Annotated in this window: 5 protein-coding genes, 2 tRNA genes and 1 pseudogene; 6 read left to right on the forward strand and 2 right to left on the reverse strand. The window is 54.9% G+C overall.

The annotated features are described in order from the left end of the window. The first annotated feature begins 553 nt into the window (after positions 1 to 553). Together KRAC_RS28425 and KRAC_RS28430 are read left to right on the forward strand one after the other, a co-directional pair. Positions 554 to 1,852, forward strand: a complete 1,299-nt coding sequence (locus tag KRAC_RS28425) for a metallophosphoesterase family protein (protein ID WP_007913245.1) — start codon at positions 554 to 556, stop codon at positions 1,850 to 1,852. Between the two features lie 71 nt (positions 1,853 to 1,923). Next, positions 1,924 to 5,805 carry an AAA family ATPase gene (locus KRAC_RS28430; protein ID WP_007913246.1) on the forward strand — a complete coding sequence of 1,294 codons (3,882 nt, stop codon included), beginning with the start codon at positions 1,924 to 1,926 and terminating at the stop codon, positions 5,803 to 5,805. 69 nt (positions 5,806 to 5,874) lie between these two features. Here KRAC_RS28430 and miaA read toward each other — a convergent pair whose 3' ends face one another. Continuing rightward, complete coding sequence (gene miaA / locus KRAC_RS28435; RefSeq protein ID WP_007913247.1) at positions 5,875 to 6,807, reverse strand: tRNA (adenosine(37)-N6)-dimethylallyltransferase MiaA; 933 nt, start codon at positions 6,805 to 6,807, stop codon at positions 5,875 to 5,877. 20 nt (positions 6,808 to 6,827) lie between these two features. Further along, the gene (locus KRAC_RS62670) at positions 6,828 to 9,359 is read right to left on the reverse strand and encodes a serine/threonine protein kinase (protein ID WP_007913257.1); all 2,532 of its coding nucleotides are present in this window, start codon (positions 9,357 to 9,359) and stop codon (positions 6,828 to 6,830) included. Positions 9,360 to 9,681: 322 nt separating this feature from the next. Here KRAC_RS62670 and KRAC_RS28445 point away from each other — a divergent pair, with 322 nt between their 5' ends. The 4 genes and pseudogenes from KRAC_RS28445 (at position 9,682) to KRAC_RS69275 (ending at position 12,801) form a co-directional block, all read left to right on the forward strand. Continuing rightward, positions 9,682 to 10,962 carry a glucosaminidase domain-containing protein gene (locus KRAC_RS28445; RefSeq protein WP_007913266.1) on the forward strand — a complete coding sequence of 427 codons (1,281 nt, stop codon included), beginning with the start codon at positions 9,682 to 9,684 and terminating at the stop codon, positions 10,960 to 10,962. A gap of 147 nt (positions 10,963 to 11,109) precedes the next feature. Further along, positions 11,110 to 11,191: transfer RNA gene (locus tag KRAC_RS28450), tRNA-Leu, on the forward strand. A gap of 68 nt (positions 11,192 to 11,259) precedes the next feature. Beyond that, positions 11,260 to 11,333, forward strand: a tRNA-Val gene (locus tag KRAC_RS28455). A 620-nt stretch (positions 11,334 to 11,953) separates the two neighbouring features. After that, positions 11,954 to 12,801: pseudogene (locus KRAC_RS69275) on the forward strand (IS5 family transposase). Positions 12,802 to 12,844: the final 43 nt, after the last annotated feature.

A 12,844-nucleotide genomic window follows, 5' to 3' on the forward strand; every position in this document is an offset into this window, starting at 1 on the left:
CCATCACCTACTTATACGAAAACCAATCCCCATTCCCCCCTTCGGGGGACAAGCAGGGACGCGGCGCCACTGCCGTGCGCTCAGGTTTTCGAGAGGTAGTCCATAGAAAACGAGAGAAAACGAGTAAAAAGATAGGCTTTGATATACGACCTGTATCCCCAGGAAGTAATGACTACCTGCTGCATAGAAGGCGCAAGGTAGACCTTGTTCCGACCGCTCTTCTCGTTTCTATTCAACCAATCGTTACATGTATGAATATGTCACATCTTAATACGTAGCTTTGAGTGGTGTCTATGTACACCTGCAAAAAAGGTACTTTTGGCTAGCATAATGCCCCTTGCATGCGCTGGCGCGTTCTTTTCTTTAGCCTTTTCTAGAGGGAGAACGTAGACAATGCTATTCCCCAATTAGTCCCTGTTTCCCTCCTATTTCGCTTGGTATCGCACTTTTTTGTGATAGACTCAGCTTGATACTCTGAGAAAAGAATACTCATACCGTGTTTCTTTATTAGTGGATAAAGCCCTTCATGCATAGCATCTGGAAGTGACGAAAAATGGCGGAGAAATCTACACAACAGCAAAAGAAGACGCACGAGTCAAACGTGTTAGAAAAGAAGCAAAGCGATATCGTGACCCTGGTTTTGACCGCTGATAACCACCTGGGCTATTCCGCCTTTGGACAGCAGCCTCGTAGGCGTGAAGAGCGCCAGCTGCGGCTGCGCCAGGCCTTCCAGCAGGCGACGGATTTTGCTATCGTGCAGGGAGTCGACCTGTTTATTCAGGCGGGCGACCTCTTCGATACACCGAGCCCTGATGAGCAAGATCGCAGCTTTGTGGCTGAGCGTCTCGCCCAACTTAAACAGGCAGGCATACGCACTTTTGCGCTGGGGGGAACGCATGATACTCCATTGACTGGGTCCACGCCCGCCCCTCAGAGCAGCTTTGCGCGCCTGGGAGCCCTGCATTATATTCCGCCCGCCCTCAAAGCTGGAGAACGGCTGGAATCAGAACTCATTGATGTGCATGGTGTGCGCGTTGGTATTGCAGGTATCGGCGCGTTAGCTGACCAGAGTGGTGATCCTCTGGCGAATATCTATGTGCGTCCCGATATTGAGGCAGCAGACATACCGATCTTACTTTTGCATGCACCAGTAGAGGGCCTGGGCGTGAACTCCTCGCTCCTGGATGTGCGTGCCAGCGTGAGCCGTGAGAGTATCGCGAACCTATCCATGTTTAAATATATTCTCGCAGGCTATCACCACGGACATACACGTATGCGTATGGCTCATTCTGAGCTGGTGGTGGCTGGTGCTACACAGCATGTGGACTTTACCAGCCCTGAGCAGACGCCCGGCTTTGTCTTTATGGGCATTGCTGCCGATGGGATTCGTTGGTGTAACCATATTCCCTCGCTCGAGGCACTTCAGTTCAAGCGTCTGGTCTTGCATACGAATGAACTATGGCTGGAACAGAATGGAGACGAAAACCAGGCTGTTTCTCCCACCACTTTGATCCTTGAACGCCTGCGCCCCCTGTATGGTGACGATACCATGTTGCAGGTCCGCCTGGAGGGCCAGCTCTCGCGCCATCAGTTTCACGATTTGGACCTGAATCAGATCCGGCGCACGGGCGAGGAGCATTGTTTCGCCCTGGCAATCGATGATAGCTCTCTTACCGTTTTGCCTGAGCAAGAGACCTCTCCTGTTGAAGAAGGGGCGCGCTTTTCACTGCGTACAGAGCTGGTGACCCTGGCCGACGAATGGATTGCCGCGGCATCTGCTGAGCAAGAGAAAAAAGCACTACAATATACGAAGCATGAATTATTGCAAGCGATGGATGAGGTAAAAAGGTAGATGGTGTCCGGGGTCTACCAGGTGCGTCTCGTCGATGATCTGGTAAGGGCTTGGCGAACGGAGTTGTATCCATGATTATCTTGAAGCATTTAACGGTCGAGCGGTTCCGCCTCTTGCGCGAGGTAAATATTCATTTCCCTCAGCGAGGTAGTATCCTGATTCAGGGACCTAATGAATCAGGCAAGTCGGCGCTACTCGAAAGTATTTACTTTGCCCTCTATGGCGAGCCGATAGCCTCTGACCGCAAAAAGAAGCGCGCCCTCGATGATTTAATTTCCTATGGCTCACCGCGTGCGACTGTCTCGCTCTCCTTCTCCATTGGTACGACCGATGTGAGCATGACGCGCATCCTGGAGCGCGGCCAGGGACAACAGGTTCGCCTGCTGGTAAACCAGAGCGGAGTGACGCAGGGCGATGAGATCACTGATTTAAGCGAGGCCAATGCCCGCATTGTTGCGGAACTGAGCCAGATCAATGGTGAGACGCTACGTAACTCCTGCCTGGTGGAGCAGAAGGGCCTGACTCGCCTTGAGGATTTGAGTGGGGCCGAGCGCGAAGAGACGGTTCGCCACCTACTTGGCCTGGAACAACTGGCCACCCTCGGCGAGCGCTTCAAAGTTCTTCCGGAAGATGAGCAGGCACTCCAGGTCAGTCGCGAACGCCTACAGCTTGCTGAGATGCAGGCGCGTATCCCCGAGGTGAGCAAACAGCTTGGCGAGGTAGAACTGGCTCTGGATGCTGTCACGATCCATGAGAGTCTGGACGAGATCCAGACCCAGGAGACCGAAATTGTCGAGGAGGAGACCGCGCTTAAAGATATCCAGAAGCAGCGCGGTGAGCACAAAATGCGTCAGCATCGTGTGCAACAGTTGCGCCGTGCTGATACGACGCTGGCGGAAATCATCTCGGCCTATGATGGCATTGCCGAGGCCCGGCATGAGATTCCAGAGCTGGAGCGCCAGCTAACCGAACTGGAGCGCCGTGAGCAGGAGGAACTGCCCGCGCTGGAGAAGCGCGTGAGCGAGTTGAGTGAGTTGCTGCGCTCTTTTGGTACCTTACAGCGTATGTCCAATGACCTTTTGAGTGTTGTCGATATCATCAAGGAACAGGAGCAACAGCAGAAGGAGCATGAAACGGTGCGCGAGGACCTCAAAGGTATTGAGGTCCAGGTCGGGAACGCCCGCGAGCGCTTGCTGCAAGCTCAGCAATCCTTGCAGGATCTTGAGGATCGTCGGCGCATCAATCGTCCACGCCTGGAAGCACGCCTGGAACGTCTCCATACCCTTGCTTCGCGCCTGGCTGAGCTGCATCGCCTGGAGCAGAAATATCTGCGGTCCCTGGAAGAGAAGAAGTACGCGGCGCAGAATGCGCTTCAGATTGAGCAGTTCTCACGCTCACTGCGTGATGCCCAGCGCGAGCTAGACAATATCGAGGCCGAGGCCCACCAGTTACAGCAGCAGGCGGAAGAGCTGGAGAAGCGCTGGCGTATGCTGAGCATGCGTCGTCACCTGGAAGAGTGGCAGCGCCTCAAGGGGCTTTCTCAGGGCCTGGCCCAGGCAGAGAAGCATGTTCATGAGGCTTATCGCCATCAGGAGAAACTAAACCACCTGGCGATGGAAGCGCGTAGCTCCGTTACCCGCTACCGACTTCTGTTGCTCGGCAGCGGTGGAGCTTTTATCGTGGCTCTGGGCTTCGCACTCTGGGCGATTTTTAGCCAGGGCAATGTGCTGGTGGGTGCGATCTCTGGTGTAATTGCGCTCCTTTTAGTTGGAGCCTTTGTCTGGGGCTGGCAGAAACAATCGCAAGCGCATGAAGAGGCCACGGAGGCTGATCGGCAGATGCAGGATGCCATCAGCAAAGTGGGCATGATGGTTGCTGCGCGTGAAACAGCCATCCGTATGGGTGGTAGCCCTGAATCTTTGGCTCAGGTGGAGCGCGAGATTCAAACGCTGGGTGGTACCATTCCTATCTCGCTCGAAGATGCGCATCATATGCTGCACCAGATTCGTGATGAGGGCGAGAGCCTGGCCGATATCCAGAAACGCGCCCAGGGTCGCCGCGAAGAGGCCAACGGTGCGCGCAACCGTGCCAACCTGGCGGGCGAGGCCGTCAATAAGTTGCGCCAGGAGCGCGCCCTCCTCGAGGAGCAGCGTCGTAAGGCCGACTGGGATCACCTTGAGGAACGCATCCTGAAAGAGCTCTCGGCGGTTCAGCTTATGCACCAGGAGATCACGCTGCTAGCTGGTCAGGAGGGCTTGCCCCTTCCCAGCGTCAATGAGCGTCTCCAGGGCGCTGAACCGGGAACGGTGACTCCGTTTATTGGCCTCTCGACGCCCGAGGATCTCGCCAACACAGGTGTGCCTGAGTTGGAGTCCCTGGTCGAAGGCAATATCAAGGATACAGAGCGTGAAATGGCCTCCCTGGATGGTAAGCTGGATATGGTCACCAACCTGGCAGCCCAGGTGAAAATCCACCAGGAGGCCCTGGATGTCTTGCTTGAGCGCCAGCGGACGATCAGTGCGCGCAACGCGCAGTTTATGGCAAACTCTCCGGCCCAGCAGTTGGAGCGCACACGGGAGCAACAATTCGCCCTGAAGCAGGCCCTGCAATCCCTGAACAATTCGCTGCGCCAGCGCGTTAGTGCCCTGGGCATCACCTTCGGCCAGTCCCCCGTCAGCAACGCTGAGCTGGCGGCGCGCAAGAAGCTCGAAGAGCTTCATATCTCTCTGGGCAACAAGTATACTCTCCAGGAACGCCTGAACAAGTATACGAAGCAGCTTCGCGAGCTACAAGATCTCCTGGCTGAACACTACAAGCAGCTTGCCAAGTATAGTAATACCCTGGGAAGCTGGATTGTACCACCCAATCCCTTCGCGGAGGCGCTCTCCGCCCTGCGAGTGCGCTGTGCTGAAGAGCTCAAGGAGACCAACGAGCAGACGCTGGCCCGCGATAAGGAGAGATTGGATGGGCGTGAAGGCGCGGCCAAAGCCAAGATTGCGCTGTGTAAGCAGGAAATTCTCAATATTCAGGAGCGTATACATGCCCTCCTGGAGCAGTTGAAACGCCCTGAACCCGGCTCGCTGGCTCTTGAGGATATCGTGGCTATCTGGCCGCTCCTCGCCGATTATAAGGCTGAGGAACGTCCAGAGCTTGAAGAGAAGCGTGATACCTTCGCGCAGGAACTGCAAGATCTAGAGCGTCAGGAGCTTGAGTTGAGCGAAAAGCTGCAAACTGGTCGCCTCTCCCTCGACCTGGACGAGACGCGCCAGCAGGCCGAGCAGCAGGAGCGTTCGTACCAGATAAAATATCATGGTCAGCGCATGATCAATGAGCTCTATCAGCGTGTGTTGCAGAAAGTTGTTCCACGTACGCAACACTATATGCAGCAGATCCTGCCCTTGCTCACCAGCGGGCGCTATCACGATGTCCACCTGACAACGGATGACGAGGAAGGCACCATTAGCGGTGGGCCTGTGCGCGTCAATGTATGGGAGGCCGCCGCAGGTGAATATATCCCCAGGTCGGCGCTTTCGGGCGGTACCGCGGATCAGCTCTCGTTGGCATTGCGCCTGGCCTTCTCTATCGCGGCCCTCCCGCAGGACGAGCTGGCTGTACCCGGATTCGTGTTTCTGGATGAGCCACTAAGCTCCTTTGACCATACACGTGCTCAGGCCCTGGTCGATGTGATCACGAGCGAGGTACTTAGCACGCACTTTGAGCAGATTGTGTTGATCTCGCATAGCAGCGCCTTCGATCCTGCCATGTTCCCATACCATCTGTACATGAATAATGGCCTGGTGGTCGAGAGCAACCTTCCTGTGGTTCCAAGTCTGGTAGCTGTTGCCGTCAGCGAAGATATCCAGGCGTCTTCCGACCTGACCTCTGGACTGGAAGATGAGGATCTGCTGGGGGCCACACAGGTCGTCGCAGCCGTCCGCCCTCCAAAGAAATAACAATCATAGACATGAAGGAGCCGGGCAGCCTACAGGCTACCCGGCTCCTTCATGTCTATGATTATCTCCCTATTTTCCTGACAGAAAAACCTTGACCATCTCCTGAGCCTGTTGCTCCATCGCGGTACCACCCGCCAGCCAGAGAATGCGTTTATCGCGCCTGAACCAGGTGAGCTGACGCCGGGTAAAGTCGTGGATCGCATATTTGAGGCGTTGCACCATCTCTTCTTTACTGCTGATCTCGCCACGCAGCCAGCGGCTAATAAAGCGGTATTCCAGTCCCAGGGCCTCCAGGCGTTCATGGCTGACGCCTTGTTGAAGCAAGCTCTCTACCTCCTGTACCATGCCTTCCGCCATGCGTTCATCGACCCGCGCATCAATGCGCTGGTAGAGGATCTCGCGTGGCCAGTCAATGGCCAGGAGCAGGCAATGGTAGAGTGGTCGTGCTTGCCCGCGCTGGTCCGAAAAGGGCTTGCCCGTAACCAGGCAGACCTCCAGCGCTCGGATGATACGCCGGGGATTGCGCCGGTCAATAGTGGCGTAGCTCTGGGGATCAAGCTGTTCCAATTGGGCAAGGAGAGCTTCCAGAGGCTGCTCCTCTAGCTGTGCGCGTAGCTCGGGCTGGGGGGCGACCGCTGGAATATCGAAGTTATCGACAATCGTTTGGATATAGTGAGGCGATCCTCCAACCAGGAAGGGCTGCTTGCCACGCATCAGAATATCGTTGATGACGGTGATGGCTGCCTGTTGGTATTGGGAGACGGTATAGGTCTCGCCTGGATCGACGACATCAAGCAGGTGATGAGGGATCATAGCCCGCTCCTCAGGTGTGACCTTGGCTGTTCCTATATCCATACCACGATAGACCTGGCGTGAATCTGCTGAGATGATCTCGCCCGCGAAGCGCTGCGCAAGCTGAATGCCCAACGAGCTCTTACCGGAGGCAGTTGGCCCTACTATAACTGGTAGTCGGGGTAATATTGCAGTTTGGGAATACTCCATGTTTGCGGCCTACTCTTCCACTACGCATCCTCAAGGATTTGCTTTGTCTTCACTATGTAATGTACCCGCCAGAGCAGGCTTGATGCAACCAGCATGCCAACCAGCATGCCTGCAATCGTGAACCAGCCCAGGTCATACTCGATTGTTAGCAGGAAGCCAAGCATCCCACCAATCGCGATGAGTAAGCCAATGACTAGTTGCCGCACCGAGGTTAAAGCCCAGGTCATCCATTCGATAACCATATTGCTCATGCGCTTATCAATGCCGACGATGGCCGCGATAGCGGCAGTGGCTAGCATAAAAATCATTTGTACTGAGCCTGGAGTTATCTGCGCTAGCAGTTGCCAGAAGAGTTTGAGGACAGCCAACGCCAGCAGAGTTGCGCTCATGCCCGTACAGAGGCGGTTGAGAATATCCTGGAGGCGCCACGTCCATTGCCAGTTGCTACTCAAGGCGCCAATGCTTGTGGTGGGAATAAGCATTGCGAGTACGAACACAAACCAGGGGCTGGGCGCGAGTGGCTCAATATGCCAGTTTGCCAGCAGTGATCGCAGAAGCGTATAGCCCAGGCCGCCTATAGCCCAGGCTCCACACCAGGTAAAGATATGTTTAAGAATTGTTTGCTCGCGCTGAGTTGTACTCACAATCTCCCAACCCTGGTAGTCGCTTAGACCAGGGTCGCCATACTTTTCGATATCCGCGGCCTCTGCATCCATATGTGTGTCGGGCATCGCGGTTACGTCTTGAGCCTGGGATTGTACCTGGCCCTGTTGCGCGGATAAGTCTGCTGCCTTCGCGCGCATGGGCGTTCTGTGCTTCCCCGTGATCCCTGGTTGCGCGCCGGTTGCCTGCTTCCAGTTATAGGTGTCGTCCAGCTCATCAAGATATTCATCATCCTCGTCATTCAGGTCGGCGCCAATCGTTTTGCCACCATGATGCTGGGTATAGCGCGGAGCGAATTCTTGCTTATCGGCCTCGATAACGACCTCGATGGCGCGCTCCCTGGCTGTTCCTTGCTTGCCAGTGGGAAGAAGTGTGATTATTCCACTATTGTGTCCGTCATAGAGCAGATGGCTCTGAATCTGAACATTGACGTAGGTGGTCTCGCCCGAAAAGTCATCGCGGTCAAGAACAATCCAGGGATCACTGGCCAGGAGTGCGCCCTGAACGGGCTTGCTTGATGTGCTGCTAATGATGAGCGGGAGTGGTTCTGAGAGGTCATCTAGCACCTCCCCAAAATCGAGCCGAATGGGCTTCACTTCAATGCCAGGTGTGCTCCAGCGTAGCCACTGCATCTCCTTGTGGCGCCCACCTAGGATGGACCTGGTTGCGGGTTTCGCGCTCTGTTTGCTGCTATGTCTCTTCGGAATTGAACCGGCTGCCGTCGTTGCAGCCAGGTGTTTGCCACTCTGGCTGCCCCGGCTGCCTCGGCTATGTCCATTGCGTGGTGGAGCCTCACCTGGTTCTGACGAGGGAAAAAGAGAGACCTGTGCACCAGGAATTTTGCGGATAAATTGCTCAACCGACTCCAGGGGATCGAGCACGGTGACACGAATATACCGCGCTGCCCGTGCCAGGTCGTTCTCGCCAATCTCGCGTAGCCAGGACTCAATCTCACCATTGGCCAGGTAGTCAGCAGCCTCGTCGGGGTAGAGCGCGCACAACTCTGCCAGTTCTAGTGGATTTGTCGCCTGTTCACTACTCTCAAAACTGAAGGTATGTTCGCCAAGTAAGGCACTACGGAACTCCTCGACGGTATTGTAGCGGTTGTCGGGATCGATTGCGGTCGCGATCTCCAGCGCGCGCGCCACCGCTGGCGAGATGTAGGGATGAGACTGGCGAATATTCTTGAGGCCAAAGCCCTTCTCTGAAAGTGTATTGGTGAGAAGTTCAAAGAGCGTCATCGCCAGGGAGTAGATATCGGAGCGCTCATCGGTCTGGGCCTCGCCATACTGCTCTGGAGGCGCGAAGCCAGGAGTGCCTAGCTGCTGGGTATCCTGGTGCCGTGCCTGGCGAAAGAAGCGCGCGATCCCAAAGTCAATCAGTTTGATGCGCCCATCGCGTGTGAGCATGGCGTTGCCGGGCTTCATATCGCGAAAAATGATGGGTGGATCCTGGCTATGCAGGTAGGAGAGTACGTCGCAGAGCTGGCGCGCCCAACCCAGGACTCGCCGTTCCGAGAAGGGGCCTCCATTGCGATGGAGCAGGTCCTCTAATGTCATGCCGTCGATATACTCCATCACCAGGAAATGGCGATTATTCTCGGAGAAGAAGCCAGTGAACTTGGGCAAGTTGGGGTGATCCAGCCGCCAGAGAATTTTCGCCTCGATCTTGAAATTCTCAATGGCCTGTTCTTGCTCTTCATAGGGAACTGTCGAGAGGCTCATCTCTTTGATGGCACAAACTGCCTGGCGTTTGAGGTCGCGTGCCTGGTAGACAGCTCCCATACCCCCCTGCCCGATGGTGCGTTGAATAAGAAAGCGCTTGTGAAGTAGCGTCTTACTTCCCAGGCGTCCTGTTTGTGGATTCCACTGGCCGCTACGCTGGTTGATGGCGAACCCCTCCGTCTTAGCTAGCGTCTTCTCCTAGAGGCCGAGCGCGATGGTGTGGTCTTTGCTAAACCCGAACACCAGGCGATTGCTCAAATGCGCGACTTTAGTATAGCATACCCTACTGGGACATACTACCTAGAAAACACCGTTCTAGCCGTGCGCCTGGACTATCTCGTGGTACAATTGAACGAGCGCCTATTTGCTGGCTACAAAGGTTGGTATCTGAAATCTTGCTCTTTTACGGTTCACTATATATAACGAGCGAATACGTGTAAGTATCTGAAAAAAGGCAAAAGTTATAAGCGCAGGTAGGTATTGATAAATGGTGACAAATCGAAATACATCACGAAGTATACCAGAAGTCTCGCGCAGGCGAAAGCGTTCGTATGCTGTGCTCCTTTGTAGCGTGCTGTTGATCGTTATGGGAGGCACGGTGACCCTGCTCTGGCAGATTCAGCAGGGCACGGCCACGCGCGCGGCTGGCGCCAATGTTATTGGTCCACCCTCGCTACCTGCCGCCTATATCGACCAGGTCTTTGCCCAAAATGGTAGCCGTATGGTTGGCACAGGCCAATTGATTGAAAACGAATCGCGCCTGACGAATATTGATGACGCCTTCGCGCTCGGTGTTTTCTCAGCCGAGACCAGCTATGGAATGGCCGGCGTGGGCATTAACTGCCTGAATCCCGGCAGCATCTCCGGTCCTGGTTGTGGCAGCTTCAAGTCCTATCCTTCTTATAGTGCCGCTATTATCGATTGGTTCACCATCATCAAAAATAATTACGTGCTGGGGCGTGGTCTGACAACCGTTTATGCCATCAGTGGTCCCTATGTGGGTACCTCTGGCGCGGGCACCTGGGCCGCCAAAGTCGTCAACTCCATGACACGTTACCAGGCACAGACGGCGCCGCCACCACCACCTGTCACGTCCACTCCCACGCGTGAGAGCCGTCCCTTTAATGAGGGCCCGACAGGCTTCTTCCCGGCTCAAAGCTTCTCCCAGGATGCCAGGCATATTGTTCCAGGCACTGAGGTTCCCGGTAGAAAGAACACTCAGCTGCAGGCTGATGGTCTTCCAGTGGCTTTACGTAATACCATTGTCGCGGTCTGCCTATTGCTCTCAGTGGCCGTATTCGCCCTGGGCGTGATGCTGCGTAGGCGCAATTCTAGCGTGAGCATACCGGAGATCGAAGTCCAACAAGCCGCGTTCGCCGTCGCGCCTCCTCTGGCAACCGTTCCACAGACGCCATTGCCAGCCGAGGTGTTTGCGGCGCCGTCCTTTGTGCGGGAGGCAGGCGCCTTCCAGATGGTCTCGCTCTCACCCTCGACGGAGGAACTGGAGCGAGATGCGTCTCAGTTCGTGGCCTCTCAGGGACAGAGCATACCTATTGCACCCCTCTTTGGACTCTCGGCGAAGAGCGCAGCTCCCCGCGAGCGCAACACCGACGAATACGTTCCATTGACAGGTCTGCGTCCAGGCGGGGGATTGCTCTCTCGTTATCGCAACACCGAGGCCCTGAATAGTTCAAGCGACGGCCCCTCACAGAGGCAATCAGATCCTAGCCTGATCTCAGTAGGGAGTGGTCAGCAAGAAGGATTTTAGCTGCCTTAAAAGCACGCCTACACGGTCCGAAGAGGCGAGCGAGCGGATAGAGCGGAATTTTGGGAAACCTATAAAAAAAGGCCAGAAAAACTGTTGACAAAAATCGCGCTTAGGTGTATTATGGCACACGTAATCCGTTAGCAATTAGCCCTCGTGGCGGAATGGTATACGCAGCAGGTTGAGGGCCTGTGCTCGAAAGGGCGTGGTGGTTCGAGTCCACTCGAGGGCATTCGTAGGGCATCCAAATATTGAGTAAATATCTGGGTGCCTGATTTTTCGCCAACAAGCGGAATACACGGGCGATTAGCTCAGCTGGTTAGAGCGGCTGCTTTACACGCAGTAGGTCTGGGGTTCGAATCCCTAATCGCCCACTATAAAGAGGCTTGAGAACTGATCTCAAGCCTCTTTTGTTGTTGTGTTTATTTGCCCGTTTTGCATGCATTTTAGCGTTTGAGAGCTGCTGTTTTCCCCTTCTGTCAAATTTTCACAAGTCATTCTGATCATAAAATACAGCTTCTTGATATTATTGCCTGATTGTTTTGCTATTTTCATGGATCTTGTAACCGGCGCTTCATTTTGAAGCAGGGGTTACTTTTCTCTTCGTTCTTGATATACAATCAATTGCCTCTATGAAAAGGTTTTCGCTCCAGGGATTGGCCTGGTAGCTTACATAGAGAAGAAAGCCGCCTGTGAATTGTCTTCACATGCGGCTGAAGTGGTGGAGATGGGGGAGAGTTGAACCTCTCATTGCTGCTTTTTGGCTTGGCTTAGAGTGTCGCTCATGAGCCTTTTAAGCTCGAGAGTGGGTTATTTTTGTCTATTCTTGTCTAACTTTTATGATGAGTGTTGAGTGATTTTGCTCTCACTTGTTGCTACTTAGAAGGTGTGCAGAAAGCCGAAAACTAGCCGATAGAAAAGAGAAAGGAGAGAAAAAAGCCGAGCAAAGCTATCGAAAGGAGCGGGATGATGGGAAAGTACTCACTCTCTGCGGATGCCGTATCCATCAGATGTAACAGACGAAGAATGGGAGATTCTGGAGCCGTTGATTCCAGGAGAGAAGCCAGGCGGACGTCCGCAGGAAATTGCGCGGCGGGAAATCCTCAATGGCATCTTGTATGTGCTGCGGAGTGCGTGTGCCTGGCGCATGATGCCCCATGATTTGCCGCATTGGAGCACGGTGTATCTCTCTTTCCGCCTGTGGAAACAGGCAGGCGTCTGGGAACACGTGAATGCAGCCCTGCGACGTGATCTGCGCGTAAGCCTTGGGCGCGATCCTGAACCGAGTGCCGCCATTCTCGATAGTCAATCGATCAAAACGAGTTCGGTGCGCGGTGATGAGCGCGGGTTTGATGGCGGGAAAAAAAATCCACGGCAGAAAACGGTTTGTGCTGGTTGACACCCAGGGGCTGGTGATCGCGGTGAAAGTGCTGAACGCTCACATCGATGAGCGGGAAGGAGGCAAGGTTCTGCTTCTGCCTCTGAAAGGAGCGCTGCCTCGTCTCCAGCTGATCTGGGTCGATAGCGGGTATGCAGGCCACCACGCGAGAGCAGTGGGTCAAAGAGCACCTGGGGGTACGTGTGGAGGTGGTGAATCATCCCTGGACCGGCATTCGCGCCGTCTGGGTGAAAGAAGGGGAGGAAGTCGACTGGAATGCGATCATTCCCCCAGGTTTCCACCTCCTTCCCCACCGATGGGTAGTGGAACGCACCAATGCCTGGATCACCCAGAACCGTCGGCTCTCCCGCGATTATGAGGGCACCTATTCGAGTAGCGAGGCATTGATCTCTCTCGCGATGAGTAAACTGATGGTGGCCAGGCTGGCTCGCGCCGCTCCCTAACTGGTGTCATTCTGCACACCTTCTTACAGCGGTGTTCACAAAG

The organism is Ktedonobacter racemifer DSM 44963, assembly GCF_000178855.1.
GTDB lineage: Bacteria > Chloroflexota > Ktedonobacteria > Ktedonobacterales > Ktedonobacteraceae > Ktedonobacter > Ktedonobacter racemifer.